The sequence below is a fragment of the Hymenobacter cheonanensis genome, from assembly GCF_030581075.1.
Lineage (GTDB): Bacteria > Bacteroidota > Bacteroidia > Cytophagales > Hymenobacteraceae > Hymenobacter.
On sequence record NZ_JAUQSW010000002.1, the window covers coordinates 192035 to 219003 of the forward strand.

General features: G+C 63.5%; 23 protein-coding genes and 2 tRNA genes. 7 read left to right on the plus strand and 18 right to left on the minus strand.

The genetic code is table 11. The features are described 5' to 3' along the window. Positions 1-11 precede the first annotated feature (11 nt). The gene (locus Q5H89_RS04395) at positions 12-3386 is read right to left on the minus strand and encodes a T9SS type A sorting domain-containing protein (RefSeq protein ID WP_305018087.1); all 3375 of its coding nucleotides are present in this window, start codon (positions 3384-3386) and stop codon (positions 12-14) included. A gap of 459 nt (positions 3387-3845) precedes the next feature. Between Q5H89_RS04395 and Q5H89_RS04400 the strand changes: the two genes are divergently transcribed. After that, positions 3846-6521: an ATP-binding protein gene (locus Q5H89_RS04400; protein WP_305018088.1), complete on the plus strand. Its 2676-nt coding sequence runs from the start codon at positions 3846-3848 to the stop codon at positions 6519-6521. On the opposite strand, the gene Q5H89_RS04405 is transcribed toward Q5H89_RS04400, so the two are convergent. From Q5H89_RS04405 to Q5H89_RS04420, 4 genes are all read right to left on the minus strand, one after another. Further along, entirely contained in the window at positions 6518-7285 is a 768-nt protein-coding gene (locus tag Q5H89_RS04405) for a LytR/AlgR family response regulator transcription factor (RefSeq protein ID WP_305018089.1), read from the minus strand. The two genes, Q5H89_RS04400 and Q5H89_RS04405, sit on opposite strands and share 4 nt — an antisense overlap. 140 nt (positions 7286-7425) lie before the next feature. Beyond that, positions 7426-7587, minus strand: a complete 162-nt coding sequence (locus Q5H89_RS04410) for a hypothetical protein (protein WP_305018090.1) — start codon at positions 7585-7587, stop codon at positions 7426-7428. A 60-nt stretch (positions 7588-7647) separates the two neighbouring features. Continuing rightward, positions 7648-8007 carry a histidine kinase gene (locus tag Q5H89_RS04415; protein WP_305018091.1) on the minus strand — a complete coding sequence of 120 codons (360 nt, stop codon included), beginning with the start codon at positions 8005-8007 and terminating at the stop codon, positions 7648-7650. Between the two features lie 62 nt (positions 8008-8069). After that, positions 8070-9374, minus strand: coding sequence for a PAS domain-containing protein (locus Q5H89_RS04420; protein ID WP_305018092.1), 1305 nt, complete (start codon positions 9372-9374; stop codon positions 8070-8072). 146 nt (positions 9375-9520) lie between these two features. Here Q5H89_RS04420 and Q5H89_RS04425 point away from each other — a divergent pair, with 146 nt between their 5' ends. Both Q5H89_RS04425 and Q5H89_RS04430 read left to right on the plus strand, forming a co-directional pair. Continuing rightward, positions 9521-11215: a hypothetical protein gene (locus Q5H89_RS04425; protein ID WP_305018093.1), complete on the plus strand. Its 1695-nt coding sequence runs from the start codon at positions 9521-9523 to the stop codon at positions 11213-11215. Between the two features lie 10 nt (positions 11216-11225). Continuing rightward, a complete protein-coding gene (locus Q5H89_RS04430) occupies positions 11226-12401 on the plus strand; it encodes a hypothetical protein (protein WP_305018094.1) in 1176 nt (391 codons plus the stop codon). An 82-nt stretch (positions 12402-12483) separates the two neighbouring features. On the opposite strand, the gene coaE is transcribed toward Q5H89_RS04430, so the two are convergent. The 8 genes from coaE to Q5H89_RS04470 all read right to left on the minus strand — a co-directional run bounded on the left by coaE (position 12484) and on the right by Q5H89_RS04470 (position 18583). Then, a complete protein-coding gene (gene coaE, locus Q5H89_RS04435) occupies positions 12484-13083 on the minus strand; it encodes a dephospho-CoA kinase (RefSeq protein WP_305018095.1) in 600 nt (199 codons plus the stop codon). Positions 13084-13195: 112 nt separating this feature from the next. Continuing rightward, positions 13196-13657 carry a hypothetical protein gene (locus Q5H89_RS04440; protein ID WP_305018096.1) on the minus strand — a complete coding sequence of 154 codons (462 nt, stop codon included), beginning with the start codon at positions 13655-13657 and terminating at the stop codon, positions 13196-13198. A gap of 1 nt (position 13658) precedes the next feature. Further along, complete coding sequence (yajC, locus tag Q5H89_RS04445; RefSeq protein ID WP_305018097.1) at positions 13659-13997, minus strand: preprotein translocase subunit YajC; 339 nt, start codon at positions 13995-13997, stop codon at positions 13659-13661. Between the two features lie 115 nt (positions 13998-14112). Beyond that, complete coding sequence (locus Q5H89_RS04450) at positions 14113-14619, minus strand: DUF1573 domain-containing protein (protein ID WP_305018098.1); 507 nt, start codon at positions 14617-14619, stop codon at positions 14113-14115. A gap of 61 nt (positions 14620-14680) precedes the next feature. Beyond that, positions 14681-15685 carry an isocitrate/isopropylmalate dehydrogenase family protein gene (locus tag Q5H89_RS04455; protein ID WP_305018099.1) on the minus strand — a complete coding sequence of 335 codons (1005 nt, stop codon included), beginning with the start codon at positions 15683-15685 and terminating at the stop codon, positions 14681-14683. 80 nt (positions 15686-15765) lie between these two features. After that, positions 15766-16077: a YtxH domain-containing protein gene (locus Q5H89_RS04460; RefSeq protein ID WP_305018100.1), complete on the minus strand. Its 312-nt coding sequence runs from the start codon at positions 16075-16077 to the stop codon at positions 15766-15768. Between the two features lie 43 nt (positions 16078-16120). Beyond that, positions 16121-17290, minus strand: a complete 1170-nt coding sequence (nusB, locus tag Q5H89_RS04465) for a transcription antitermination factor NusB (protein ID WP_305018101.1) — start codon at positions 17288-17290, stop codon at positions 16121-16123. Positions 17291-17488: 198 nt separating this feature from the next. Continuing rightward, complete coding sequence (locus tag Q5H89_RS04470; protein WP_305018102.1) at positions 17489-18583, minus strand: Glu/Leu/Phe/Val dehydrogenase dimerization domain-containing protein; 1095 nt, start codon at positions 18581-18583, stop codon at positions 17489-17491. A 277-nt stretch (positions 18584-18860) separates the two neighbouring features. On the opposite strand from Q5H89_RS04470, the gene Q5H89_RS04475 reads away from it, so the two are divergent. Continuing rightward, positions 18861-20657 (plus strand): ABC transporter ATP-binding protein, encoded by a 1797-nt coding sequence (locus Q5H89_RS04475; RefSeq protein ID WP_305018103.1) that lies wholly within the window; start codon positions 18861-18863, stop codon positions 20655-20657. A gap of 90 nt (positions 20658-20747) precedes the next feature. Here Q5H89_RS04475 and Q5H89_RS04480 read toward each other — a convergent pair whose 3' ends face one another. Further along, a complete protein-coding gene (locus Q5H89_RS04480) occupies positions 20748-21152 on the minus strand; it encodes a hypothetical protein (protein ID WP_305018104.1) in 405 nt (134 codons plus the stop codon). A 217-nt stretch (positions 21153-21369) separates the two neighbouring features. On the opposite strand from Q5H89_RS04480, the gene Q5H89_RS04485 reads away from it, so the two are divergent. The 3 genes from Q5H89_RS04485 (at position 21370) to Q5H89_RS04495 (ending at position 22412) form a co-directional block, all read left to right on the plus strand. After that, positions 21370-21443 (plus strand) — tRNA-Pro (locus tag Q5H89_RS04485). Between the two features lie 121 nt (positions 21444-21564). After that, positions 21565-21638: transfer RNA gene (locus Q5H89_RS04490), tRNA-Pro, on the plus strand. 120 nt (positions 21639-21758) lie between these two features. Continuing rightward, entirely contained in the window at positions 21759-22412 is a 654-nt protein-coding gene (locus Q5H89_RS04495; RefSeq protein WP_305018105.1) for a hypothetical protein, read from the plus strand. A 90-nt stretch (positions 22413-22502) separates the two neighbouring features. On the opposite strand, the gene Q5H89_RS04500 is transcribed toward Q5H89_RS04495, so the two are convergent. From Q5H89_RS04500 to Q5H89_RS04515, 4 genes are all read right to left on the minus strand, one after another. Next, positions 22503-23018, minus strand: coding sequence for a hypothetical protein (locus Q5H89_RS04500; RefSeq protein WP_305018106.1), 516 nt, complete (start codon positions 23016-23018; stop codon positions 22503-22505). Positions 23019-23030: 12 nt separating this feature from the next. Then, positions 23031-24185, minus strand: coding sequence for a zinc-dependent alcohol dehydrogenase (locus tag Q5H89_RS04505; RefSeq protein WP_305018107.1), 1155 nt, complete (start codon positions 24183-24185; stop codon positions 23031-23033). A 215-nt stretch (positions 24186-24400) separates the two neighbouring features. Next, a complete protein-coding gene (locus tag Q5H89_RS04510) occupies positions 24401-24919 on the minus strand; it encodes a GyrI-like domain-containing protein (protein WP_305018108.1) in 519 nt (172 codons plus the stop codon). A 145-nt stretch (positions 24920-25064) separates the two neighbouring features. Beyond that, complete coding sequence (locus tag Q5H89_RS04515; RefSeq protein WP_305018109.1) at positions 25065-26852, minus strand: ABC transporter ATP-binding protein; 1788 nt, start codon at positions 26850-26852, stop codon at positions 25065-25067. Positions 26853-26969: the final 117 nt, after the last annotated feature.

Below are 26969 nucleotides of genomic sequence, written 5' to 3' on the forward strand. Positions count from 1 at the left end.
CAAGCGGCCGGCTAGAGCTTCACAAAACGCCGGGTGAGGCCGGCCCCGCCCGCGCCTACCTGCACAAGGTAGGTGCCGGCGGCGAGCTGGCTCACATCGAGTTCGGTGGGGTACAGGCCGCTGGGCAGGGCCACGCGGCGCCCGCTCAGGTCGAGCACCTGCACGGGCTGGCCCACAGCGGCGGCGGGCAGCAGCAGCGTAAGCTGGCTGGTGGCCGGGTTGGGGTACACCCCTAGCGCGGCCACCGCGCCCGCGCCGCCCACCGCTACCACGGTGCTGTAGGCGGCCTGGCCCGTGGCATCGACCTGCCGCAGGCGGTAGTAAAGCTGGTCGACGGGGGCGGTGGGGTCGAGGTAGCGGTAGCTGGTGGGCAGGTTGCTGCTGCCCTGGCCGGGCACCTGGGCCACGCGGCCAAAGGTGAGGCCGTCGCGGCTGCGCTCAAGCTCGAAGTAGGCGTTGTTGAGTTCGGTAGCGGTGCGCCAGGTTAGCAGCACGGTGCCGTCGGGCTGGCGCTGGCCCCCAAAGGCCGTAAGCGCAACGGGCAGCGGATTGCCGGTGACGCTGGCAGCGGCGGCCAGCACAAAGTCGCCCCCGCTGCCCAGGTTGGCAAAGGCCGCCGACAGCACGGTGCCCGCCGTGTTGTTGCCGCTGCCGGTGCCGCCCAGGTCTTCCCACATGGTGGGGTCGGTGGGGCTGGTGCGGGCCACGCGCAGGCCGGGCGGGTTGGTTACGCCATCGTCGGCGCCGTAGGTCAGGTTAACGGTGGAGGAGGTTACGCTGACGTTGCTGCCGCTTTCGCGCGTAATGGTGAAGTACCGCACGTCCGACACGGTTTTCAGCGTCGCGGGGTCGGTGCGGCTGGTGGGCCCGCGCTCTGTTTGCCGAATGGTGTAGTAGGTGGTGCCGGTATTGCCGGTGATGGTGAGCGTGAGCGGCCGGTAGCTGCCCGCCCCGCCGCCCAGCGGAAACGCCACGCTGCTGGTGGGCGAGCTGGCATTGGTCACGAAGGGCCGGGTCAGGGCATTCACGTAGCTCACCGGCCCGCCGCCGATGTTGGCCGCGGCACTATTGACAATCAGGCGGTTGGCATCCGTAAACTTCAGGCTGCCCCGGTTAAGCGTGAGCTGCCCATACACCGTGAGCGTCGACACCACCCTGGCCGTTACCGTATCGGGCGCTGTGTGGTTCAGGGTCAGGTTGTTGAGCGAGCTGCCCGTGCCCGCTGCAAAGGCCAGCGTGCCGATAGCGCCCATGCCCCCAAAGTAGAGGCTGGAGCTGGTCGAGCCGTTGAACTGCGCCACGCCGGGCGTGCCCGTTACCACGGGCCCGTTGAGCGACAAGGTGTTGCTGCCAATCGTGAGCTGCCCGCTCGTGAGTGTTAGCGGCCCGCCCACTTGCAGGCTGCTGCCCAGCGTGAGGTCGTTGGCCGCCGGGCTAGCCCCACCGCTGGCATTGAGGGTGAGGCCGGCCAGCACATCGAAGCCCACTGCCACCCGCAGCGTGCCCAGCGGCGCCGGCCCGGTTTTGTTGAATACCAGCACCGAGGCGGGGTCCAGGCTCAGCACCCCCGTGCCGGCCCCGATGCTGGCCTGCCCCCCCGGCAGAAAGCTGAGCGTATTGGCCCCCACGCTCAGCTGCGAGCCGGCGGCCAGCGCGTAGCCGCCCCCGCCGGGGCCGCCCAGCAGCAGGTTGGTGCTGGCGGCCAGGGCCACGCCCGGCGTGCCGGCGGCGGTGGTCAGGCTCAGCAGCTCCAGGGTTACGCCGTTGCCGCTCAGGGTTTGCTGGGCGTTGGGGTTGGTAGTGGTGAGGGCCAGCCGGCGGCTGGCATCGAAGCTCACTGGCCCTAGCAGCGTGAGGCTGCCGCCCAAACTCAGGCTAGTGCCCCCAAAGCCGGTGATGTTGTCCAGCACCAGGTTGCGCTGCACCTGAAACGTGCCGCTGGCCAGCGACTTGGCCGCGCTGCGCAGCACCAGGCTGCCGTAGCCGGGCCCGGCCACCACCGGCACCACGTAGGCATCGGCCTGGGCAAACACCACGGTGCTGCTGGCATCCAGGGTGCCTAGCTGCGCGCCGGGCTGCTGGCCCACGGTATTGACTTCGAAGGTAGTAGCCGGGCCCAGGTCGAGGGGGCCGGTGAAATTATACGCCGCCGGAATAACAACGCCCGCGCCCGCATCGAGCACCACCTTGGCCCCGGCGCCGCTCACCGTCCAGGTGCCCGCAATGGTGCGGCCCGCGCCATTTACGTGCAGTACCTGGGCCGGGGTGCTAAAGCTAGTGGGGGCCGGGCCGCTGCCATCGGGGTTGGTGCCGTAGGTGCTAAGCTCGTTGAGGTTGCCCGTCGCCTTGGTATAGTAGGCCCCCGCGACGACCAGGTTGACTGTGTTCGACACCTTAGTGCCGTTGGCCACGGTTACCGGGTAGTTGCCCTGGGTAGCCACGTCGGCCGCCGCCAGGGTTATTTGCAGCTGCGTGGCCGATACATAGGTGGTGGCCTGCCCCACGCCGTTGTACGACACCACGCTGCCCGGCGTAAAGTTGAGGCCATTCACCAGCACCGTGCCGCCGCCGCCGCCCGCCGCCAGGCTGCCCGGGCTAAGCGAGGTGATGGTGGGCAGCGGCAGAGACGTAACGCCCACGTTGGTAATCAATACCTTGGGCCGGTTGCCGGTGCTGCCGCTCGCCGAGGCATCGCCATTATACACGTAAAAGCGCAGCCGGGCCGTGGCCGAGTTGGTAAAGCTGGCGGGCAGCGCCACCCCCGCTACGCTGCTGTAAGCCGAGAGGGTACCGTTGGGGGTATTGTTGGTCTTGTTGAGCACGGCGGCCCCGGCTAGCTCCTGAAACGTGCTGCCATCGGTACTGGCAAATACCCTTAGCGAAGACACGCGCGTGTTGGTGGCCGCATTGGCCGCGGTGTTGCCGGCCGCCAGGGTCGCCCAGTCGAAGGAAAGCTGGCCGGCCTCGCGGGTGCGAAAATCCAGCAGCAGGTCCACGGCCACGGCCGCAGTATTATCCGTAGCCCCGGCGGGCAGAAAGCCCAGCGCATTCGTGGCCGTGGGCTGGCTGGTGCCCTTTTGCACACCGCCGCTGGTGCCCGCCACAAAAGTGCTGCTAGAGAGGGTAGTGCGGGTGGCGCCCGGTATGCTGCCCGTGGCCAGCACCCCCACCGGCGCATAAGGCGCCGCGCCGGTGCCGCTGGTAAAGCCATCGCTCCAGGTGCTGATACCCGCAAAATTTTCGAAATAGTCGCCGTTGGCCAGCGCATAAGGCGTTTGGGCCTGCCCGGGCCGCGCCGCCAGGCCTAGCAGCAGCAGCAAGCCCAGCAGTCGTTCCCAATAAGCCAGCCGGAGCAAGGCTACCGGCAAAAGGTAACGTTGATTCATAGCAAAGAAAGGATAAGAGTGAGGTAACCTGGCCAGCTGCTTCTTGCTATGCCCGTGCCGCTTACCCTACTGCCCCAGCCAGGGCCACACAGCTTTGGGGCACACGCACTACCCTAAAAGCCACTGCCTTGCGGCCGCCCTAGGGCAGCCGCAAGGCCTGTTGCGGCTTGCAGGCAAGGGCTTAAAAAAGAAGCTGGCTAAAATTAATCTCTTCCTCATGGGTGCACCCGAATTGCCTACCAATGCTCATGGTTTATATCCGGAAGCTGGGTCTTGCTGTGCCAGCGGGCACCCCATGCTTTCGGCGTTTTCTGAGCCTTGCCGGCGGCTTGAGCTATCAACTTCTGGTATTCAGCTACCTGAAATGCGCATTGGCATAAAAAAAGCGCAGGCAAAACCCCGCCTTATTCTAAATATCAAAAATTATGGTACCTTAACAAGCTTTTATTGTCTTTTACGATGCCCGCGCAACGCAGTGGTCTTTTGCCGGCCCCTTCCGGGCAGCCAACCAACGAGGTTACCCGGGCGCGCGCGCCAAAGCCCGGGCAGACGCTGGCCGCCGCCAGGCACGAAGCCGACGCTACGCAGCTGCTGCTGGCGCAGAGCCTCGACGAGGCCCAGGTAGGCGTGCTCCTCGTAGATGCTACCCGGCACGTGCGGCTGGTCGGCGCGGCGCTGCCCGGCTTACTGGGCCTGGCGCAGCCACCGGCCTACTGGCAGGGCCAGCCCGCCGCGCGGCTCGAAGCCCAGCTGCGGGCTCAGCTAGCCGAGCCCACCGCCTTCGACCGCCTGCGGGCCCAGCCCGCCGGTAGCTACGTGGCGCTGGCCCGCCACCACCAGCCACCTATCGAGTTGAAAATAAGCCCCTTGCTGCCCGGCGCCGGGGGCGGGTACCTGCTGTGCGCCCGCCGGCCCGCCGGCACGCCCCTGCAAGCGCTGGCCAGCTGCGCCGACCCCAACCCCCACCCGGTGCTGCGCCTCTACCCCAGCGGCGAGGTGGCCTATGCCAACCCGGCCGCCAAGCGCCTGCTGCCCGAGCTGCCCGCGCCCTTGCCCGCCCCCTTGCGCGAGGCGCTGGCCCGGGCCCTGGCTACTGCCTGCACCGTGCAGGCAGACCTGGCGCTAGGGGCCGGCCAGCACTGGCAGGCCACCGTGGTGCCCGCCGCGGCGCTGGGCTACGCCGATGCGTACCTGCTGGAGGCCACCAGCCGCTACCACGCCGAGCAGCAGCTGGCCTTTATGCAGGCCGTGCTCGATACCCTGCCGGCGGTGGTATTTGTGCGCGATGCGCAGGGCAGCTTTCGGTTTCAGAACCAGGCCATGCGCACGCTCGTAGGCCGGGTGCCGGCCTGGCAGCCCCTGGCCCAGGCAGCGGCCGGCACGCCGGCCGCGCCGGAGCGCCAGCCCCTTGCCCGCACCGATGCCGAGGCGCAGCGCACGAGCCAGGGGCGGCACGGCGAGGAGTGCCTCACGCTCGACTCGGGCGAGGTGCGCTGGCTTCAAACGGTGAGCTGCCCGCTGCCCGCCCCCGCTGGCGGCGAGCCGCTGCTGCTGGCCCTGGGCCTCGACATTACCGACCTGAAGCACACCCAGCACACGCTGGCGCAGGCCAAGGCGGCGGCCGAAACCGCCGCCCAGGCCCGCGAAGCCTTCCTGGCCAACATGAGCCACGAAATTCGAACCCCGCTCAATGGGGTGCTGGGCATGGCCGAGCAGCTGGCTAAAACGCCGCTTACCAGCCAGCAGCAGCAGTTGCTGAGCATAGTGCGCACCTCGGGCCACTTCCTGCTTCGGGTGCTGAACGATGTACTGGATATCAGCCACATAACCAGCGGTCGGCTGGAGCTGGAGCAGGCCCCATTTGAGTTTGGCCGGGTGGCCGGCGAGGCGCTGGCGCTGCTAGCCTGGCAGGCCAGCGAGAAGGGCCTCGACTTTAAGCTGATACCCGGCGGCCCGGCGGCGCCCTACCCCTGGGTGGTGGGCGACAGCCACCGCCTGAGCCAGGTGCTCGTTAACCTGGTCGGCAATGCCCTCAAGTTTACGCAGCGCGGCCACGTGCACGTGCGCAGCCAGGTGCTGGCCCAAACCGACGCCGACCTGACCCTGCGAGTGGAGGTGGCCGACAGCGGCCCGGGCATTGCGGCCGATAAGCTCGACGCGATTTTTGAGCTTTTTACCCAGGAAAGCCCCGCCATTCAGCGCCAGTACGGCGGCTCGGGCCTGGGCCTGAGCATTTGCCGGGCGCTGGTGCAGCGCATGGGCGGCACGCTGCACGTGGCCAGCCAGCCGGGCGTGGGCAGCACCTTTACGCTGGTGCTTACCCTGCCCAAGGCCTTGCCCACGCTGCGCCCGGCCGTGCCGGTGGCCGCCCCCAGCCGGGCCGGCAGCCTGGCTGGCCTGCGCGTGCTGCTGGTCGACGACAATGAGCTGAACCGCCACGTGGCGCGCTACCTGCTCGCGCACTGGGGCACCGCCCTGCACGAAGCCCACGACGGCCCCGCGGCCCTGGCCCTGCTCGAAGCCCAGGCCTTCGACGTGGTGCTGCTGGATATTGAGATGCCGGGCCTAAGCGGGCTGGAGGTGCTGGCCCGCCTGCGCCAGCACCCCGACCCGCGCCGGGCCGCCACCCCGGCCATCGCCTTCACGGCCAATACCTTGCCGGCCGACACGGAGCGCTACCGGGCCGCCGGCTTTGCCGATTGCCTGCTCAAGCCCTTTGCCGAAGACGACCTGCATCGCCAGCTTAGTGCCTACCAGGCTGCGCCGCCCGTGGGCCTCGACCTCACGTACCTGCGGGCGCAGGCGCAGGGCAACCAGGGTCTTATCACCAAGATTATCAACGCGTTTGTGCGCAGCACGCCGCCGCTGCTCCACGAGCTGCGCGCCGCCGCCGCCGCCAGCCAGTGGGAGGATGTGGCGCGGCTAGCCCACCACTTGCGCTCTACCATCCAGGTACTTGGTATTCAGCACGTAGCGGGCTGCCTGGCGGCCTTGCAGCCGCCACTGCCGGCCGGGCCGGGTGCCGCCGCCACCGCGTTTGGGCAGGCCGCGCAGCAGCTGGCCGACCACCTAGAAGCCGTGGTGCAGGCCCTCACCACCCACCTGCCCCACCCGGGCGCCGCGCCCGCCGGCTAGAGGCTGCGCAGCGAGTGCAGCAGCTCATCCTGATACGACTTGGCCAGGGGTACTTCGTAGCCGGCCAGCGTAAGTATGTTATCCTCAATGCTATCGATGAGGCGGGTATTGATGATGTAGGAGCGGTGCACCCGGCGAAAGTGCGCAAACGGCAGCCGCTCGGCAATGCTCTTGAGCGTGTAGTGCACGATAAACTTTTGCCGGGCCGTCACCAGCACCGAATAAGTCGACATGGCCTCGATGTAGAGCACCTCGTCGAAGTTGAGCCGCACCAGCCGGTTGTTTACTTTCACAAACAGGTCGTTGCTTTCCGGCACCACCTCCGGGCCCGGGCCGTTGGATGGGGGTGCTTTGGGAGGCGGAGTAATGGCTAGGGCCGCCGCGCCCGGTGCGGGCTGCCCCAGCAGCCGGCGCACGGCCTCCTGAAAGCGCGGGTACTCCACGGGCTTCACCAGGTAGTCGGCCACGTGCAGGTCAAAGGCCTCGATGGCGAAGCTGCGGTGCCCGCTGATGATGATAACGGCCGGGTGGGGCCGGGGCAGTTGCCGCAGCAGCTCCATGCCCGACAGCTCGGGCATCTCCACATCGAGCAGCAGCATATTTATTTCGGGGTGGGCCCGCAAAAAGGCCAGCGCCGCCGGCGCGCTAGTAAAAGAGGCCACTAGCTGCAAGCCCTCGGTAAGCCCGACTAAATGCTCAGTCAAGTACACATCTATCTCGTTGTTATCAACGATAACGCAGGTGGCAGCGCGGGGGGCAGACATGGACCAGGGGAGTTAGCAGGCCGTAATATACAGGTTCATCCCCTACTCATGAACCCGGGGCCGGCCAGCTGCTGGCGCCAGGGCGCCCGGCCCCTGCCTAGCCGGGCGGCGCAAACGCGGCTTCCTGGGCGCCGCCGGGCCTAGCGCGTGGCCTGGGTAGCCGGCAGGGCGCCGCCGTGGCTGGTGCGGGCCAGCAGGTACTGGTGCCGCCACAGCACCCACGCCAGGCCAATGGCCGCCGTGACGATGAGCAGCGTGTACACGATACGGTCTTGACGGAGAATGATTTCGGTGCGTTTCATAAGCGGGCGCATAGGGCAGGCCGCCTGCTAAACGTAGTAGCCCGCGCCGGGGTTGCCGGCCTAGTTGAGGCCCAGGCTGGCTTGCAGGCCCAGCAGCACAGCATCTATCTGGTCGGCAAACGAATTTATCTGGTCGAGGCCGGCGCGGGCCTCCTCAATCTGGCCCCGCTGGTAGCGGGCGGTGAGGTCCTGGCCGGTGCGCAGCATTTGCTGAAGCAGGCGCTCGGCCTCGCGCACCTCGGGCCGGGTGCCGTAGCTGGGCTTGAGCACGGTTTGCACCCACTGGCCCAGCGGGCTTTCGGCGGGCGAAAAAAGGGCAGCATCAGCCTCGCGCACCCCGTACAGCACCGAGCGCAGCCGCGACTTGAACAACACCTGCTTGACGCGGGCCTGCTGAAAGTCGAAGAGGGAAAGTGCCATGTGGAGAGGGAAGCGAAAAACTGGGGTAATGAGATAACTGGCAGCTGCCAGGGCACTTAGGGCTAGCTGGCGGCCCCCGGGCCGCCGGTGCCCCGGGCGCGCAGCTCGGCCAGTTCGGCCCGGGCGCGCACCAAGTCGGTTACTTCTACGGCAAAAACCATGATGCCGGCCGGCTGGTTTTGCTCGGTAAACTGCTGCAAGGCCAAGTCTACGTAGACTTCCTGCAGCGGGGTGCCCGGCTGGCGCTCCAGGTCAACGCGCAGGGCGGGGTCGCGGAAGGGCTGGCCGGTGGCGTATACTTGGTTCAGTATCCCGATTAAGCCCTGCGCCGCCACCTCGGGCAGCGCCTCGGCAATGGCCCGGCCCAGCAGTTGGCGGTGCGGAAACACCTGCTGGTAGGCGGGGTTCACGAAGTCGTAGCGGTGCTCGGGCCCGCGCAAGATGGCGATGAGCGCGGGCACTTCATTGAAAAGCTTGTCGTAGGTGCGGCGCTGGCTTTCGGCTCGCTGGTAGGTTTCGTAGGCCTGCTCGGCCAGGGCGGCCTGCTGCTCGTTGGCTTGCAGCAGCTCGGCCACCATCTGGCGCTGGGCGTGGATGTCGATGGCGCTGCCCACCCACATGGTAAGGTGGCCGTCGTCGGCCCGGCGGGGTGCCGCCTGAATCAAGACCCAGCGATACGCACCATCGTGGCGGCGCAGGCGGTACTCGTGCTGCAAGGGCTGGCCGCTGGCCAGGGCCTCGCGCCAGGCGGCCAGCAGCGTGGCCTGGTCGTCGGGGTGGGCCAGGTTGTGCCAGTCGCTGGCCTGTAGCTCGGGCAGGGTTTGGCCCGTGAAGGCCAGCCAGCGCGGGTTAAAGTAATCGGGCTGGCCGGCGGGCGTATTCGTCCACACCATCACGGGCAGCGAATCCAGGATAAACTGGCTGCGCGCCTGGCTTTCGGCCAGGGCCTGGGCGGCCTCAGCTACCTGGCGGGTGGCCAGGGTTTGGGCCGTCACATCCTGGGGGCGCTGCAAAATGTATTCGAGCCGGCCCTGCTCATCGAAGAGCGGATAGTGGGTTATCTGCCAGTAGCGCTCCTCGGTGCCGCCGCCCTGCTCGGCGGGGCGTTCGAGGTCGTAGCGCAGCAGCGGCATGGTGTGGGGCACCAGGTGCTGGCGCACGTACTCGTGCGACTCGAATAATTCGCGCTGGCTTTCGGGCGCCGATGGATAAGCGGCAAAAATATTGTGCCCCACGGCCTGCTCGCGCGGCAGCAGCGACACCTGCACGTGGGCATCGGAGTTGTCGGCCACCGTGCCATCGGGCAGCAGCAACAGCAGCGAGTCGGGCAATATTCGGAATAAGCGCTGATAATCAATAGTTTTCATAAACCTGAATACTGTCCTCTATCAGCAAAAGAGCCCGATTGCCCGGCAAGATACGACGGGCCGCCGCCTGCCCGCCCCTCCGAATACTGGCTAGCGGCCCGAATGGTTGGGACACTGCCGGGCGGGCGCCAGTATCTTGCGGGCCTATGAGCAACTATTCTGGGGCGCCCCGCCCGCGCTGGCAGCGCTGGCTGCCCCTGGGCCTGCTAGGGGCCCTGCTGCTGCTGGGGGCCAGTATTTACCGGGGCTATGGCCTGACCTGGGATGAGCCCAGCAACCACTACAACGGGGCCGTTAACCTCAACTATGCCGTCGAGTTTTTGCTGCCCAAGGCCCTGGCGCAGCGCCTCACGCCAGCCGGCCTGCCGCTGCACCCCAAGGGCACCTGGCCGGGCTTCGACCACGGCGTGGCGTTTGAGCTGCCGGCGGCGGCCCTGGGGCGGGTGCTGTATCCCGGCGACCCGCCCGGCTACTACCGGCTGCGGCACCTGCTGGTATTTTTAGTGTTTCTGGGCGGCCTGGTGGTGGTGTACCGGCTGGCCCGGCTGCGCTACCCCACGGCCCGCTGGCTGCCGCTGCTGGCGGCCGGGGCGCTGGTGCTGTCGCCGCGCTTTTTTGCCGAGGCTTTTTATAACGGCAAGGATATCAGCTTTATGGTGGCGTTTGCGCTGGGTATGCTCACGCTGGTGCGGCTGGCCCAGCGCCCCACCCTGCGCCGCACGCTGGTGCACGCCCTGGCCACGGCCGTGGCGGCCGATGTGCGCCTCACCGGGCTGGTGCTGCTGGTGGCCTTCACGGCGGCCGCGATGGGGCTGCAAGCCGGCGCGCCGGGCGCCGTGCCCACGCCGCTGCGCCGCCGGCTGGGGCTGCTGGCGCTCTATGCCGGGCTGGCGGCGGTGCTCACGGTGGTGGGCTGGCCCTACCTGTGGGCCGCCCCCGGGCCGCGCCTGCTCGAAGTGCTGGACCGCACCACCCATTTCCCGTGGCCGGGGCTGGTGCTGTACCGGGGCGAGCTGCTGCGCGCCATTGCCTTGCCGTGGCACTACCTGCCTACCTGGCTGCTTATCACCACTCCCCTGGCTTACCTGGTGCTCGCCGCGCTTGGGCTAACCACGGGCTTGCTAACGCTCGGGCGGCGCGGCGCGCGCGCCCTGTACCAGTCGGGCGGCTGGCTCGATGCGCTGCTGGTGGCCTGGCTGGTAGTGCCCCCGGCCCTCATTATCCTCAATAAGTCGGTGGTGTACGATGGCTGGCGGCACATCTACTTTGTTTATCCGGCGCTGCTGCTGCTAGCGTTGCGCGGCGTGCGGGCGCTGGCTCAGGCCTGGCGGGCGGGGGGCCGCGCGGCGCGGCTGGCCGGGCTGGCCGGCCTGCTGCTGGCCGCCGATGTTGCGCGGGCCCTGTGCTTTATCATCCTGGCCTACCCTAACCAGCAGGTGTACTTCAGCTGCCTGCCGGCGCCGGCTGCCGAGCGCTTGTTTGAGCGCGACTACTGGGGGGCCAGCTACCTCTACGGGCTGCAGTGGCTGCTGCGCCACGACCCCGCCCCCACCCTTACCGTTACGGGCCCGCAGCGGCCCATTATCTACGTCAACTGGCTGCTGCTTGAGCCCGCCCAGCGCCGCCGCATCCGGCTCGTAGCCGATAGCACCGCCCGCTACTATTTCACGGCCTACCGCTGGCACCCGCAAGCCTATGCCGACTCGCTAGGCCCCGAAGTATTGGCTTACCGGCCCGGAGGGGGCGTGCGCGCACTGTCCATCTTCCGCCGCGATTCGCTGGGCCGCCCGCTGCCCCCCGAGCCCATTGGCCAAAAGGCCTTAGCTCGGCCCACGCCCTAACTTTGCCGCCATGCCCTTACTCGAAGTTCTTTCGGCGGCCCGGCAGCGGCAGTTTTGCGCCCTGCCCCACCGCCTGCACCGCCACGAGCCGGCGTACATTGGCCCGCTCGACAACGAAGTAGATGCCGTATTCGACCCGGCCAAAAATAAGCTGTTTGCCGCGGGCGGCCAGGCGCAGCGCTGGCTGCTCACCGATGCCCAGGGCACGGTTATCGGGCGCATTGCGGCGTTTGTAAACCCGCTCACGGCTACGGCTACCGATGCCAGCCTGCCGGCGGGCGGCCTGGGCTTTTTTGAGTGTATCAACGACCAGGCGGCGGCCAGCCAGCTCTTCGACGTGGCCTGCGACTGGCTGCGGGCACGCGGCATGCTGGCCGTGGATGGCCCCATCAACTTCGGCGACCGCGACCGATTCTGGGGCGTGCTCATCGACGGCTTCAACCGCGAGCCCAACTACGGCATGTTCTGGCACCCAGCGTATTACCAGGGCCTGTTTGAGGCCTATGGCTTCCAGCTTTACTTCAAGCAGTACACCTGCTGGCGGCCGGTGCTGCTGCCGCTGCACCCTAGCTTTCACCAGAAGCTGACCGACTTTCAGGCCAGCGGCGAGTTTCGCTTCGTTTACGCCAGCAAGGCCCAGCCCGAGAAGCTGGCCCACGATTTTCACCACGTGTATAACCTGGCCTGGGGCCGCCACGCCGGGGTGCAGCCCATGACCCTGGACCAGGCCCGCAACCTCGTGCGCGAGCTGAAGCCCGTGCTCGACGAGCGCCTGCTGGCCTTTGCCTACCACGGCGAGCAGCCGGTGGCCTTTTTTATCAGCCTGCCCGAGCTGAACCAGATTTTCAAGCACATCGGCCACCGCCTCAACCTGATAGGCAAACTGCGCTTTGTGTGGCAGCAGTGGCGCTACATGCGGCGGCGCGACAAAAAGATGCTCGGCATTATCTACGGCGTAGTACCTGAATTTCAGGGCAAAGGCGTTGACCAGGCGCTCGTGGCCTGGACGCAGCTGCCGTTCAGCGTTATTGGCTACCGCGACATTGAGATGAACTGGATTGGCGATTTCAACCCCCGGATGCTCGTGACGACGCGCAGCATCGGGGCCAAAATCATTAAAACCCACGCCACCTACCGCAAGCTGTTCGTAGACCGGCCCTTCGAGCGCTACCCCATTATCCGCTAGCTGCCTGGTTTGGGCAAGGGCAGTAGTTGGAGCACTGTCGCGCTGCTTACCAAAACGGCGTTGCTTCAATTACGCGCCTTGCTCAAAGTGCTTTTCTAAACCTCGCATCCAGCGCCAGTACCTGGGGCAGCACCAGCTGCGAGTCGTCGTTGTAGACCACGTAGTCGGCCCTGGCCAGCTTTTCGTCTTCGCTAAGCTGCTTGCTCATAATGGCTTCCACATCGGCCGCCGAGCGGTGGCTGTCGCGGCGCAGCACCCTGGCAGCCCGCACCCCGGCCGGCGCAAACACGGTGATAATGCCATCCAGGCCGCGGTAAGAGCCGGACTCGTAGAGCAGCGCGGCTTCTTTCAGCACATACGGGGCGCCCGCAGCAGCCTGGGCAGCGGCCCAGCCGGCAAAATCCTCGCCCACGCGCGGGTGCACCAGGGCATTGAGCCGGGCTAGCTGCGCGGCGTCGTTGAAAGCGACCCTGGCCAGGTAAGGCCGGTTGAGCTGGCCGGCCGCATCGTAGGCGTCGGCGCCAAACGCTTCCTGGAGCTGCGCCCGCAGCACCAGGTCGCTGGCCATCACGTGCTTGGCCCGGCTGTCAGAGTCGTATACCGGCACGCCCAGTGCGGCAAATACCCGCGCCACCACACTCTTGCCCGAGCCAATACCGCCAGTGATGCCGATGCGAAGCATGATTGTGAGTTATGAGTTAGAAGTTATGAATTATGAGCTGATATTAAGTTACTTACGAAACCATGAGTAGCAACTCATGATTCATAACTTCTAACTCATAACTCACAATTAGTTAAAGCGAGTCGCCGCCCGGCACCAGGTAGTACGTGGCCGAGTCGGCGGGCAGGCGCACCAGGCGCACGGTGCCCAGCGCCCGGCGCAGCGGCGGCCTTAGCGGCGAGCGCTGGGGCGGCGTGCCGGGCAGGCGCAGGCGCACCTCGGCGGGCAGCAGGTGCAGGCCCACGGCGCGGCTGAGCAGGCGCCAGCCATTGCCCCGCACCTCAATGGGCACGGTGGGCGGCAGGGGCCGGGCCGGGTGGTAGCGCCGGGCATTGTAGTGCCAGCTCACGGGGTAGTTGAGCGGCGCAGTGTAGCTGTTGCTGAGCGAGCGCAGCATCCACAACGTGCTGGATATCAAGAAGCAAATCAGCACGGCGCGGTAAAAGCTCGGCTCGCGGCCTACCAGCGGGCTAGCCAGGCGCCGCAGCACCTGGCCCGCCCGGCCACTGCCGATGGGGGGCGGCGTGGGCCGCATATTAGCTGGCGGCAGGCGTGGTGCTATCGGCCGGGGCGGCCGCAGCCGAGCCAGCCACGCGGGCAATGGCGCTGCGGTCGAAGCGCAGGCGCTGGCCGCGCTCTACTTCGAGCAGCACGGTTTCGGGGCCTACCTCTACCAGCAGGCCGTGCAGGCCGCCTATGGTGACCACGCGCGTGCCCTTCACCAGCGACTCGCGAAAGGCCTTGGCCTCGGTCGTCTTGCGCTGCTGCGGCCGAATCATGAAGAAGTATAGCACCAGGCCGATGGCCACCGGAAAGATGAGCTGCATAACGCCGCCGCTAGGCGAAGCTTGGAGCAGAAGGGTCAGAAAAGTCATGGAAGAAATCAAAAAAGCGTAGGAAGGGCGTGCTGCCGCAAGCAAAAACAAACGGGCCGCAAGGTAGGCGGGCCCGGCAAAATGTGCTGGCTAGCCTACGCTGCGGCCCGGCAGGCTACTTCGTGAGCACGTTGCCTTTGATGTAGATAGTGGTGGTGCTGGGCTGGGTATTGGCCCGCACGTTCACCTGCTTGCTGATGAGGCCCTGCTTGCCGTGGCTGTCAAACTGCACCTCCATTTCGCCGGTGGCGCCGGGCGCCACGGCGTCCTTGGTCCAGCTAGGGGTGGTGCAGCCGCAGCTGGCCGTGGCGTCGGCAATGAGCAGGGGCGTTTTGCCGGTATTGGTGAACTTGAAGACGTGCTGCACCTTGCTATCGGGCTGAATATCACCAAAGTCGAATTGCTTTTCGGCGAAGGTCAGCACCGGCGCATCGGGGTTGGGGGCCTCGGTGTCGCTGGCCACGTTGGGGTTGTCCACGGTGGGGTTGGCCTTGGCATCGGCAGCCGCGTCGTCGGCGGCGGCATTCATGCCCTGGGTACCGGCGTCGGTAGCCTTGTCGCGGTTGCAGCTGCCTAGCAGCAGGGCCGCCACGGCAAGCGAATAAAAAGTAGAACGCAGCATATACGCAGCACCCGGCGCGGGCTGGCTAGCCCGCGCCGGGTGGTTTCGGGTTTAAAAACGGTTACTTGAGCTTGTCGATGATGTGCTGGGCAAACTCGGTGGTCGAGGCCCGGCCGCCCAGGTCGCCGGTGCACTGCTCTTTGTGCAGCAGCGTCTCGTTGAGGGCGGCCTCAATGCGCTCAGCATAAGCATTTTCGCCCAGGTGCTCCAGCATCATCAGCGCCGAGCGCAACAGGGCGGTGGGGTTGGCTTTGCCCTGGCCGGCAATGTCGGGGGCCGAGCCGTGCACGGCCTCGAAGATGGCCATGTTGTCGCCAATGTTGGCGCCGCTTACCACGCCTAGCCCGCCCACCAGGCCGGCGCAGAGGTCCGACAGAATGTCGCCAAACAAGTTGGTAGTCACAATCACGTCGAACTGCTGGGGCTTGCTCACCAGCTGCATGCACATATTGTCGATAATGCGCTCGTCGTAAAACGTCACCTCCGGGTACTCGGCCGAAGCGTCTTTGCAGGCCTCAATCATTAGGCGGCCCGCATTTTTCATGATATTGCCCTTGTGAGCCAGCGTTACGTGCTTGCGGCCGTTTTTAGCGGCGTAGGCAAAGGCGGCCCGGCATATTTTGTGGCAGCCATCCACCGTAATGCGGCTCAGGGTGTCGGCAATGCCCAGGCGCTCGTCGTATATCTCCAGGCCCGCGTACAGGCCCTCGGTGTTCTCGCGAAACAGCACCAAATCAATTCCTTTAAACGGCGTGTCGACGCCGGGCGTCGTCTTAGCCGGGCGCACGTTCTGATAAAGGTCGTATTTCTGGCGTAGCGAGATGTTGACGCTCTTAAAGCCTTTTCCCACCGGCGTCGTCACGGGGCCTTTCAGGCCTACACGGGTGCGCTCCAGCGAGTCGAACAGCGTTTGGGGCAGCAGGGCGCCGCTTTCGGCCAGGGCGGTTTCGCCGGCGTTGTGGGTTTCCCACTGCACGGGTACCTGGGCGGCGGTAAAAATATCGACTACGGCACGGGTGATTTCCGGGCCAATGCCATCGCCGGGAATAAGGGTTACGAGATGCATAAAAAAGGGACTAACGAGAGAGCAGGGGGTACAAAGCAAGCGGGAGCGGCCGGGGCTGGCCCGGCCGCTCCCGCCGCCAATTAGTTGAGCGCGCGGCGCGAGTTGATTTGGCTGATGAGCTGGTCGACATCGCCCAGCAGCTGCTCGGCCTTGCTTTTGGCGTCCTGAATCACGCGCTGGCCTTCGCTCTTGGCCGACGACGGGGTGTTGTCGCGGCTCGTCACGAGGCTCTCGGTGAGGTCGGCGAGCACCGAGCGGTATTTTTCCAGCTGGTAGCTGAGCCAGGAACGGGTTTCGCGGCCGGTTTCGGGCGCGTAGAGCAGGCCGATGGCGGCCCCGGCCAGGGCGCCGCCCGTGAAGCACAACAGTCCGGTGGTGGTTTTGCTAGCCATTTGGGAAAGGGTATGAAAAGGGAAAGTGTTAAGAAAGAATGCGTTACTGGTTATCCAGCAGGCCCCGGCCCGACTTACGGATTTCGCCGCTAGCCGCCAAATCCTGAGCCAGCTTGTCCAGAATCCCGTTTACGAATTGTTTGCTCTTGGGGGTGCTGTAGAGTTTGCTGATTTCGATATACTCGTTGATGGTCACCTTCACCGGGATGCCCCGGAAGAGCTGCATCTCGCAGAGCGCCATCTTCAAAATAATTTTATCGAGCAAAGCTACCCGCTCCACATCCCAGTTCTGGGTTGATTCCGCAATGAGCTTTTCCGACTTGGCATCGTCGGCCAGGGTCTGCTTGTAGAGCGTTTCGGCAAAGTCGCGGTCGTCCTGCCAGTTGGCGCTCAGGTTCATCAGCTCCTGCTTTTCATCGGCAGCGTAAGGCAGCATTTTCAGCGTCTTCAGCACCAGGTTGCGCACGATAGGGCGGTTTTCCTCCCAGTTCAGGTCGTTGCTTTCGAGCCAGCGCGGCAGGGCTTCGCCCTTGAATACGAAGTCTTTGTAGAGGTGGCGCACCAGCTCCATATCGGTTTCGTAATCGGTCTCGGCCAGGCCCGTGTTTTTGCCTTGCAGGTAGGCCTGCACGGTTTCGTCAGGCTTCATCTCCTTCTGCCAGGCCTCGCGCAGGGCGTCGAGTTCCTCGCTGTCCGTCCATTGCAGCTTGCGCTTGATGGTGGTTTGCAGCAGCTGCTCGTTTTCCTTGAGCTTGGCAAAGGCCGCATTCTCAAACAGGCGCGCCGTGTCGCTCGCTTCAAAGCGCGGGCCGGTGAAGCGCCGGGCCTCGCGCTCGTTGTCTTCCATGATTATCTGGAGCAGCGCCTGCGGCATGTTCAGCAGGTGCAGATACTGGTCGTGAATGCTTTCGGCGCCGTGCATAAGCTGGCCGCCGTAGAAATTGGCTTCCTTGTTTACCAGCCGCTCGTAGTACTCGATGGCGTTTTTCACGGCCGCGGCCACCGCTTTGTCGTCGGAGCCCGACTCGGGTACTTCGCCGGTGCGGTGCCACTCGCGCAGCTGCGCCTCGCCCAGCTTGCGCTGGCCTTCGAGCAGGCGGCGGTCGGGGGCAACATCGGCGGCAAGGTCGGGCACAAAAGCCGCCGCAATGAGGTCCTGGGCCAGCAGCAAATCGGCGGCAACCGCTTGCTGGTAGGCGTAAAGGGCCTGCATGACTTTGATGCGGAGAAGACGGCGGTTTAGCATTTCGTTGGTTCGTTGTTTATTGTTCAGCGTTGCACTGTAAAAAATCGTTTGTCATTGCGAGCGCAGCGAAGCAATCGCACCCACACGATACCCGAACGACTCGTTCTGGGGCGATTGCTTCGCTCTGCTCGCAATGACAAACGAATTTTTAGGCATAACTCTTTTTTAATAGGTCGATTTCACCCGGCCCACGGCTTCGATGCGCTCCTGGGCCTGGCGAATGGCAGCCGCCTGGGGGTGGCTGTTTTCCTGCTCAGCTTTGTCGAGCACTTGCAGGGTGTAGTCGTAAATTCTCTCGGTTTGAGCCAGGGCACCTTCGCGGGTGCTGCCCACTATTTCAGAGTAGACGTTGATGAGGCCGCCGGCGTTGATGAGAAAGTCGGGGGCGTACACGATGCCGCGGCGCACCAGCTCGGGGCCGTGCTCATTTTCGCGGGCTAGCTGGTTGTTGGCCGAGCCGGCGATGACGCGGCACTTCAGGCGAGCAATGGTGTCGTCATTAATCGTGGCCCCTAGCGCGCAAGGCGAGTAGATGTCCACGTCCTGGTCATAAATCTCCTCCAGGCCCACGGCCACGGCGCCAAAGCGGCTGGCGGCCTCGTAGGCACGCTCCTCGTAGTAGTCGGTGAGGACGAGGCTAGCCCCTTCCTTTTGCAGATACTCCAGCAGGTAAGTGCCCACGTGGCCCACGCCCTGCACGGCAATGCGCTTGCCGGCCAGGCTGTCCGAGCCGAAGGCTTTTTTGGCGGCGGCCTTCATGCCCATGTACGTACCGTAGGCCGTCACCGGCGAGGGGTCGCCGCTGCCGACCATGCTCTCGGGCAGGCCAGCCACGTGCTTGGTTTCCATGCGGATGTATTCCATGTCCTTGGTGGTCATGTTCACATCCTCGGCCGTGATGTACTTGCCGTTCAGGTTATTGACGAAGCGGCCGAACTTGCGCAGCAGCGCTTCGTTCTTCAGTTTCTTAGCGTCGCCGATGATGACGGCCTTGCCACCGCCCAGGTTCAGGCCCGAGATGGCGGCCTTGTAGGTCATGCCGCGGCTCAGGCGCAGCACGTCGCGCAGGGCCTCGGCCTCGGTGGCGTAGTGCCACATGCGGGTGCCGCCCAACGCGGGGCCTAGCACCGTGTTGTGAATCCCGATAATGGCCTTGAGGCCCGTCTCGTGGTCGTGGCAATACACCACTTGCTCGTGCTGAAATTCGGCGACCTGCTCAAAAATGGAGCCGGCAGCCTGGGTAGGCGCGTCGAGTACCATAGGGTTAAAAAGGAAAAATGGGTGGGAATGGGAGGGAAGAGTGAGGTGTAACTTTGTTCAGGTACTAGTCTAGTACTTGGTCGTCATGCTGAACGCAGTGAAGCATCTTGGCCGCTTCGATAGGTGTATGCCATGCCACCGACCCTAGCGAGATGCTTCACTGCGTTCAGCATGACCAACGTTAAGTTGTGACAGGCCGAACGCCGTTGCGGCCACAAAAGTACCCGTTTTTTTTCGGTTGCGGCCCGGTTTTCCGGCCCCGGCCCCTCCCCTGCTTATGCCCACCCGCGCCCTGGTTGCCGTCAATCCGCATATTTTCCGCTACAAATGGCATTTCCTCGGCGGAGTGCTTTTTGTGATTTTGAGCACGCTGCTGACCATTTTCCCGGCCCAGCTCGTGCGCTACTCCTTCGATTTGGTGAACGAGGGCATCGACCTCTACCACCTCTACGCCGGCACCCAGGCGCAGGCGGGGGTGTACCACTTGTTTGGGCGCAACGTGCTGTTCTACGGCATGGTCATTATTGCGCTAGCCCTGCTGCGGGGCATCTTCCTGTTTTTCATGCGCCAAACGCTCATCGTGATGTCGCGGCGCATCGAAAACGACCAGAAAAACCAGATTTACCAGCACTACCAGTCGCTGCCGCTCGCCTTTTACCGCCGCCACAGCACCGGCGACCTCATGTCGCGCATCTCCGAAGACGTGGGCCGCGTGCGCATGTACCTGGGGCCGGGCATCATGTATTTTCTGCAGCTCGTGCTGCTGTTTGTGCTCGTGGTGCCGCTCATGCTGCTCGTCAATGTGAAGCTGACGGTGCTCACGCTGCTGCCGCTGCCCATTTTGTCGGTGAGTATTTTTTACGTTAACAACCTGATTGAGAAGAAGTCGGACGACATCCAGAAGGCCCTGGCGGCCATGACGACCTTTACCCAGGAAGCCTTTTCGGGCATTCGGGTGCTCAAGTCGTTCGTGCGCCAGCAGGATTCCTATGAGCAGTTCCAGGTTTCGACCAACGAGTACAAAGACAAGTCCTTGAGCCTGAACTTCGTTAACTCGCTGTTTTTCCCGCTCATTATGTTCCTGGTGGGCATCAGCACCATCGTCACGGTTTGGATTGGGGGCCAGGAGGTTATCCGGGGCACCATCACCACGGGCAGCATTGCCGAGTTCATTATTTACGTCAACCTGCTGACCTGGCCCGTAACGGCCCTGGGCTGGACCTCCTCCCTGGTGCAACGCGCTGAGGCCTCGCAGGCCCGCATCAACGAGTTTCTGGATGAGAAAACCGATATCGTGTCGCGCCAGCACATCAGCCAGGCAATCGCCGGCGAAATTGTCTTCGACCACGTCACGTTTACTTACCCCGACACCGGCATCCGGGCCCTGCGCGATGTGAGCTTCCGCATTCGGCCGGGCCAGACCCTGGCCGTGATTGGCAACACCGGCTCGGGCAAGAGCACGATTGCCGCGCTGCTGTGCCGCCTCTACGACGTCACGAGCGGGGATATCCGGCTAGATGGCACCGATGTGCGCGACTACTCGCTCACGAGCCTGCGCGAGCAAATCGGCTACGTGCCGCAGGACGTATTTCTGTTTTCGGACAGCATTCGCAACAACATCAACTTCGGCCTCGACCAGCCCGACGAGGCGCGCATGGCCCAGGCCGCCCGCGATGCCGACGTGTACGACAACATCATCCGCTTCCCCGAAGGCTTCGATACCAAGGTGGGCGAGCGCGGCATCACGCTCTCGGGCGGCCAGAAGCAGCGCGTGAGCATGGCCCGCGCCCTGGTGAAAGAGCCCAAAATTCTGATTCTCGACGACTCGCTCTCGGCCGTCGATACCAAGACCGAGAACGCCATCCTCGACAGCCTGCAGCGGGTGATGAAAAACCGCACCAGCCTCATCATCTCGCACCGCGTGAGTTCAGTGAAGCTAGCCGATGAGATTCTCGTGCTCGATGACGGTCAGATAGTGCAGCACGGCACCCACGCCGCCCTCATGGCCGAGGCCGGCGGCCTCTACCGCGCCCTCTACGAGCGCCAGCTCCAAACTGAGGCTGCTACCTCATAGCCTACCACCTACCCACGAAGAAGCCTTCCCGCTAGCTGCGGGAAGGCTTCTTCGTTTTTTGGGCCGGGAAACGGGCTAGCCCCTGCGGCGTTATTGCAGCTGCACCAGCTTGGTGCCGCGCTTTTCGCCGGCGGTGCAGCGCACCACGTAGGGGCCGGCGGGCAGCGTGCCTACTTTCATTACCAGGGGCGTGGTGCCCACCATCGCGGTTTTGGTAAGCACCGGGCGGCCTTCTTTGTCGTTGATTTCAAAGCGCGTGGGGCCGGGCGCATCGCAGCGCACCGTGAGGGTGTGAGCGATGGGGTTTTGGTCAACCTTGATTTTGAGCGCGTTGGGGTCAGGCGCGGGCGTTACCGGGGCTAGCGCGAGGGGCGCGGGGGTGGTTTGGGCCGGGGCGGCAGTGGCCGCAGGCGCCGGCTTGGCCGGGGGGGTAGTTTGGGCCAGCAGCCCGAGCGGAGCCAGCAGCACCGCCGCCAGCAGGGGTAGTGATTTCATAAAGTAACGTGAAATAAAGCTGAATTTCGGGAGTAGTTGAATTAGTCGGGTAAAGGTACAGCAGCACAAAGAATGCCACTTCATCGGCAGCCCACAACATTTTTAGTCGCTGCCTACTACCGCCTTAGCTCCGTTTGCGGGGCTGGCGGGCAAAAAAAAGGCGCCGTATTTGCGGAGATACGCTTTGTTTCCCTACCTTTGCAACTCCAAATGCCCTCGGGGTGTAGCGTAGCCTGGTATCGCGCCAGCATGGGGTGCTGGAGGTCGTAGGTTCGAATCCTGCCACTCCGACCGAGGAGCAAGTTTGCCCCACGAAAAAGCCTCTGACCTTCGGGTCGGAGGCTTTTTTAGGCCAACTTTCTTTATTTGGAATTCCCGACGCGGAGCCGCCCCATCGGTTTCGCTTAGTACTCGGGGTGTAGCGCAGCCCGGTAGCGCGCGTCGTTCGGGACGACGAGGCCGTAGGTTCGAATCCTGCCACCCCGACACCGAAAAGCCCGGCCCTTCTCGCTAGAGAAGGGCCGGGCTTTTTTTATGACATTTCATTGCGGGGCCACTTTAGCTAAGTTACCTTAGGCCCGCAAAATCCCATCTACTTATTTATTTATGAAGAAGATTTTCTCTTTGCTGGCGCTGTGTGCCCTGGCACAGGCTAGCCATGCGCAAACGCCCATTAAAGCCGGCACCCTGCAACTAGGTGGCGCGGTTAACTACACCACGAGTAGCGAAGAAATAACCGTAAAAACGGGCAGCATCAGCAACACCACCAAGTACACAACTAATAGCCTGACCCTCAACCCCTATCTGGGTTTATTTGTAGCCAATAACCTTGCGCTAGGGGTGAATTTCAGCTATACGGCGGCCAATAGCTACTCTAATGTGGGCACCACTACCACCACAACGCCCACAACCCGCCTGCGCGTGGGCCCCTTTGTGCAGTACTACAAGATGGTGACTGACCAGTTTGGCCTGGTGGGCACCCTGGCGGGCGGCTATGAGAATGATTTTCAGCCGGGTATAGGTGCCCAGGGCACCAACATTACGACCGATGGCGCGTATGTCGGCCTTACGCCCAGTATCGTGTTTTTCCCGATTCCGAAACTGAGCTTTGGCGCTTCAATTGGCAGCCTCGCCTACACGCACCTTACGGTGAAGCCCGATAAGGCCGCCGATGGATACGGGGACACTATTTCCTCGTTCGGCGCGGGCTTTGGTTTGAGCCAGCTGCTGTTCAGCGGCACTTTTTACTTCGGGCGCTAGGCTGCGCTAGCACTAAAAAGCCTTCGCTACCCAATGTAGCGAAGGCTTTTTAGTGGTAGAAATAATGCTGCCTACAATAGCTTGCAAAGTCTAGCGGCCGGCGCGGCCGGGCTTGCTTTTCGGCGATTTATCGCGCGTGAGCAGCACCGTAGCGCCTGCCACCACAGCCGCAAACGTGGCTAGCTTAAGTATCAGCCCTTTCTTATCGTATTTCCACTCGACGGGGTAGCCCTTCTCGGCAAAAATATTGGGCACGTGGCCGTGCGCCAGGTCGCTGAGCACGCCTTCTACCACGTTTACGCGGTCGGCGAAGAGCAGCGGGAGCCAGTGCAGGTAATTGCTTTCGCTGTACTTGAAGGCGAAGCGCCGGATAACGCCGCTGAGGCCGCTAGGGGGCATGGAAGTGCCAAATACGGCCGTGATGCCGGGGCGCTCGATGGACTGCAGCACCTCAATGGTGACGGGCTGCATAGTGGGGCGCTCCCAGGAGTAGCCCTTGTGGTCGTCCGGGGTGCGCGTACGCATCGGGTACGTGGGGTCGTTTTCGGGGTCGGCGTCGATGTTCCAGCCCGGAAGCTGCGACGGATTGTGGGTGATGGGTTCCATAAGAGCAGCGCGTTACATGCCGGCGGTAGCCGGGATGAGGACAGTTTTAAGGCAGTTGTCGAGCTTGGCCGAGAACATCCGGTAGCCATCGGCCACGTCTTCCAGCGCCAGGCGGTGGGTAATGAGGCCCTTTGGGTTGAGAATGCCGTTTTGCACGTGCTCGATGAGGCGGGGCAGGTGGCGCTTCACGGCCGTTTGGTTGGCCCTGATGGTGATGCCCTTGTTCAGCACGTTGCCGATGGGCACAAGGTTATCGGTAGGGCCATACACGCCCACGATAGACACCACGCCGCCCTTGCGTACCGAGTTGATGGCCCAGTGCACGGCCGTGGCCGAGCCAGCTTGCAGCAGCGTTTTACGGCCCGTAATGGTTTGCAGGGCGTTGCCGGCGGCCTCGGCCCCTACGGCGTCGATGCAGACGTCGGCCCCAATCCAGTCGGTTTGCTTTTTGATGAAGACCACCGGGTCGTCCATTTCCAGGAAGTTGTAGGCTTCGCACTTCGAGTAGTTGCGGGCAAACTCCAGCCGGTATTCCTCTTTGTCGATGATGATGACGCGGCCGGCCCCAAACAGCCAGGCGCAGCGCGCGGCCATAATACCCACGGGGCCCGCGCCAAATACCACAACCGTGTCGCCGGTCTGGATGCCGCCCATCTCGGCGGCCTGGTAGCCGGTGGGCACCACGTCGGTGAGCAGCACGGCGTCTTCAATGTCCATGCCGGGCGGAATGACGGTGGGACTCACGTTGGCATAAGGCACGCGCACGTACTCGGCCTGCCCGCCGTTGTAGCCGCCCGTGATGTGCGAGTAGCCAAAAAAGCCGCCCGCCGCCGAAGCCTGGGGCGCCGCTTCGGCGCAGTTGCCAAACAAGCCCTGCTTGCAGAAAATGCACTTGCCGCAGGCAATGTTGAACGGCACCAGCACATTGTCGCCCACCTTGAGCTTGGTTACTTCCGAGCCGATTTCCTCCACCACGCCCGTAAATTCGTGCCCGAAGGTTTGGCCCACGCGCGTATCGGGTACGTTGCCGTTGTAGAGGTGCAGGTCGGAGCCGCAGATGCAGGACCGGGTTACCCGCACAATCGCATCCTCGGGATGCAAGATTTCAGGCATCGGCTTTTGAGTGATCCGAATTCGTTTCGGGCCGCGGTATTCCATAGCTAGCATGAGCGCTCTCCTTTCTAATGATGTAAAACGAGCAGCGCCGCCAGTAGTCGTTACTGGCGGCGCTGCTGCTAGGGAGTACTCATTTCAGCTGCTTAAAGCTGACTTCTATGCGCTTATTACTGATAATTACGTAGTAATCGCGTTTAGTAAATCGCTAGCCCCGTATAAATCCTGGGGCTGCCGGTAGTATCCGCACAGGCTAAAGACCGTCCTTTTTACTTCACCCCCACCCGCAGTTCGTCGTCTTCATTAGGCCCAAACTGCTCAAGGTAAAACGGTTCGCCGGTCAATTTTTGGTCTTTAATATGCTGTTGGGCAGCCGCATAAAGCTTACCTGGGGCTAGCAAAAAGCTTACGCCCTGCACACGGGCGGCCACCACGCGGCGGCCGGCCGGCACCACGCGGTAGCGCCAGCCAGCGGGCAGCGCGGCGGCCGTGTCGGGCACCAGCACGCCCACGAAGGCCCGGATAGAATCGTGCGCCGATTCGGGGTTATTGTAGTACAGGTTGGCCAGCGGCTGGCCGGGGTGGGCATCCTGCCAGTTTTTGGCCGTGCGAAATAGCTCGCCAAACCGGCTGTCATCGACCTTGCCGTAAAAGGGCTGGCCGGCCAGCAGCACCGACGCGGCCGTGGTTTCGAGGGCCACACTAGGGGTGCGCAGCCCACCCAGGTAGGCATAGATGCTCAGGCCGATGGCCGTGAAGATGAGCACGAGGGGAAAAAAGAAACGCATGTTTTTACTTTATGGCCTTGCGAGTGCAACGCAGTGAAACGCGGCAATCTTTCCTTCACGCCCTTCCCGCTAGGGGTGCCAATCTAATTAAGAGGAAAGATTGCCGCGTTTCACTGCGTTGCACTCGCAAGGACAGACAATTTTATTATTCCTTGTTTGCTGCTAACTGCTCACTGCTAGCATATTGCATACGGTAGAGCTGGGCGTAATAGCCGCCGAGGCGCAGCAGCTCGTCGTGGGTGCCGGTTTCCTTGATTTCGCCGCGGTCGAGCACAATAATGCGGTCGGCCTTCTGGATGGTGCTGAGGCGGTGGGCGATAACAAGCGAGGTACGGCCTTCCATGAGCTTGTCGATGGCGTGCTGAATCATCTCCTCGGTTTCGGAATCGACCGACGAAGTGGCCTCGTCGAGCACAATCACCCGCGGTTCGTACACCAGGGCCCGCACGAAGCTGATGAGCTGGCGCTGCCCCACCGAGAGCGTGGCGCCGCGCTCCATCACCGGGTAGTCGAGGCCGCCGGGCAGGCGCCCGATAAAGCGCTCGGCGCCCACCAGGGCGGCGGCTTCCCAGATTTTGGCGTCCTTTATCTCCTTGTTGCCCAGCGTAATGTTGTCGCGGATGGAGCCGGCAAAGAGAAACACGTCTTGCAGCACCACGCCAATCTGGCGGCGCAGCTGGCTCAGGTCATACTCGCGCAGGTCCTGGCCATCGACCCGGATGTGGCCCTGCTGAATGTCGTAGAAGCGGCTGAGCAGGTTGATAATACTCGTTTTGCCGGCGCCGGTGGCACCCACAAAGGCCACAGTCTGGCCGGGCTGCACGTGGAAGCTGATATTTTTCAGCACCCACTCGGGCTCGTTGTAGGCAAACCATACCTTGTCGAACTCGACCTCGCCCTGCAGCTGGGGCACGGGCTGGGTGCCGGAGGTGGCTATCAGGTCCTCGTTGTCGAGCAGCTTGAGCAGGCGCTCGGTGCTCACGAGGCCTAGCTGGAGGGTATTGAAGCGGTCAGCAATCTGGCGGATAGGCCGGAAAAACAGCGCGTTATACATGATGAAGGCAATCAGCTCGCCCTTTGAGATAACGCCCGCTACCTGGCCCTGAGCGGCGTACCACACCAGGAGGCCCACGCCAATGGCCCCCAGCACCTCGGCCACCGGGAAATAGATGCTGTAGTAAAGCACCGACTTGATGTTAGCCTTGGTGTGCTCCTGGTTTATCGCCTCAAACTTGCGGTACTCACGCTCCTCGTTGTTGAAAATCTGCACCACGTTCATGCCCGTGAGGTGCTCCTGCACGAAGCTGTTGAGCTTGGCCACCGCATTGCGCACTTCCTGAAAGCTACCTTTTACCTTCTCCTTAAACACGTAGGTGCTAAAGAGCAGCGGCGGGATAACTGAGAGGCTGATGAGGGCGAGCTGCCAGTTGGTCCAGAACATGAAAATCATGAGGAAGACTATTTGCAGCAAGTCGCCCACCATCGCGGCCAGGCCCTCGCTGAAGACATCGGCCAGGGTTTCCACGTCCGAGATATTGCGCGTGACGAGCACCCCGATGGGCGTGCGGTCGAAGAAGCTGAGCTTGAGGCTGAGCAAATGACGATAGAGGTCGGCCCGGATATCGCGCACGATGTACTGGCCCAGCCAGCCACCGTAGTAGGTCTGGAGGTAGCTGACGAGCGTGTGCACCAGCAGCAGCCCAAGCAGCCACAGCGTGGAGCGGTTGAGGCCAGCCCAGTCGTTGTTAGTAATATCAACATCGACTATGCGCTGGATGAGGGCCGGGCGCACGGTGCCGAGCACGGCCGTGGCCACCGTGAGCACGATGAGGCCGATGAACGTGCCGCGATAGGGCTTCACGTAGGTGAGCAGGCGGCGCAGCACCTGCCAGTCGAATACCTGACCGGTTTTGGTAGCAGAGGTTGGGTCCATATAAGTAACGTGCTAACAAAGGTCGGCACGTTTCGTTGCCGGGCGCGCCGCTTCTTACCGCTTGCGCGTGTACTGTTTTATGCCTGATAAGGAACCTGGCAATAGCAAAACAGGCCT

What these genes read in the sequence shown, in the direction of transcription:
- Q5H89_RS04395 (WP_305018087.1), bottom strand. Translation starts at nt 3,386, where the DNA reads ATGAATCAACGTTACCTTTTGCCGGTAGCCTTGCTCCGGCTGGCTTAT.
- Q5H89_RS04400 (WP_305018088.1), top strand. Translation starts at nt 3,846, where the DNA reads ATGCCCGCGCAACGCAGTGGTCTTTTGCCGGCCCCTTCCGGGCAGCCA.
- Q5H89_RS04405 (WP_305018089.1), bottom strand. Translation starts at nt 7,285, where the DNA reads ATGTCTGCCCCCCGCGCTGCCACCTGCGTTATCGTTGATAACAACGAG.
- Q5H89_RS04410 (WP_305018090.1), bottom strand. Translation starts at nt 7,587, where the DNA reads ATGAAACGCACCGAAATCATTCTCCGTCAAGACCGTATCGTGTACACG.
- Q5H89_RS04415 (WP_305018091.1), bottom strand. Translation starts at nt 8,007, where the DNA reads ATGGCACTTTCCCTCTTCGACTTTCAGCAGGCCCGCGTCAAGCAGGTG.
- Q5H89_RS04420 (WP_305018092.1), bottom strand. Translation starts at nt 9,374, where the DNA reads ATGAAAACTATTGATTATCAGCGCTTATTCCGAATATTGCCCGACTCG.
- Q5H89_RS04425 (WP_305018093.1), top strand. Translation starts at nt 9,521, where the DNA reads ATGAGCAACTATTCTGGGGCGCCCCGCCCGCGCTGGCAGCGCTGGCTG.
- Q5H89_RS04430 (WP_305018094.1), top strand. Translation starts at nt 11,226, where the DNA reads ATGCCCTTACTCGAAGTTCTTTCGGCGGCCCGGCAGCGGCAGTTTTGC.
- coaE (WP_305018095.1), bottom strand. Translation starts at nt 13,083, where the DNA reads ATGCTTCGCATCGGCATCACTGGCGGTATTGGCTCGGGCAAGAGTGTG.
- Q5H89_RS04440 (WP_305018096.1), bottom strand. Translation starts at nt 13,657, where the DNA reads ATGCGGCCCACGCCGCCCCCCATCGGCAGTGGCCGGGCGGGCCAGGTG.
- yajC (WP_305018097.1), bottom strand. Translation starts at nt 13,997, where the DNA reads ATGACTTTTCTGACCCTTCTGCTCCAAGCTTCGCCTAGCGGCGGCGTT.
- Q5H89_RS04450 (WP_305018098.1), bottom strand. Translation starts at nt 14,619, where the DNA reads ATGCTGCGTTCTACTTTTTATTCGCTTGCCGTGGCGGCCCTGCTGCTA.
- Q5H89_RS04455 (WP_305018099.1), bottom strand. Translation starts at nt 15,685, where the DNA reads ATGCATCTCGTAACCCTTATTCCCGGCGATGGCATTGGCCCGGAAATC.
- Q5H89_RS04460 (WP_305018100.1), bottom strand. Translation starts at nt 16,077, where the DNA reads ATGGCTAGCAAAACCACCACCGGACTGTTGTGCTTCACGGGCGGCGCC.
- nusB (WP_305018101.1), bottom strand. Translation starts at nt 17,290, where the DNA reads ATGCAGGCCCTTTACGCCTACCAGCAAGCGGTTGCCGCCGATTTGCTG.
- Q5H89_RS04470 (WP_305018102.1), bottom strand. Translation starts at nt 18,583, where the DNA reads ATGGTACTCGACGCGCCTACCCAGGCTGCCGGCTCCATTTTTGAGCAG.
- Q5H89_RS04475 (WP_305018103.1), top strand. Translation starts at nt 18,861, where the DNA reads ATGCCCACCCGCGCCCTGGTTGCCGTCAATCCGCATATTTTCCGCTAC.
- Q5H89_RS04480 (WP_305018104.1), bottom strand. Translation starts at nt 21,152, where the DNA reads ATGAAATCACTACCCCTGCTGGCGGCGGTGCTGCTGGCTCCGCTCGGG.
- Q5H89_RS04495 (WP_305018105.1), top strand. Translation starts at nt 21,759, where the DNA reads ATGAAGAAGATTTTCTCTTTGCTGGCGCTGTGTGCCCTGGCACAGGCT.
- Q5H89_RS04500 (WP_305018106.1), bottom strand. Translation starts at nt 23,018, where the DNA reads ATGGAACCCATCACCCACAATCCGTCGCAGCTTCCGGGCTGGAACATC.
- Q5H89_RS04505 (WP_305018107.1), bottom strand. Translation starts at nt 24,185, where the DNA reads ATGCTAGCTATGGAATACCGCGGCCCGAAACGAATTCGGATCACTCAA.
- Q5H89_RS04510 (WP_305018108.1), bottom strand. Translation starts at nt 24,919, where the DNA reads ATGCGTTTCTTTTTTCCCCTCGTGCTCATCTTCACGGCCATCGGCCTG.
- Q5H89_RS04515 (WP_305018109.1), bottom strand. Translation starts at nt 26,852, where the DNA reads ATGGACCCAACCTCTGCTACCAAAACCGGTCAGGTATTCGACTGGCAG.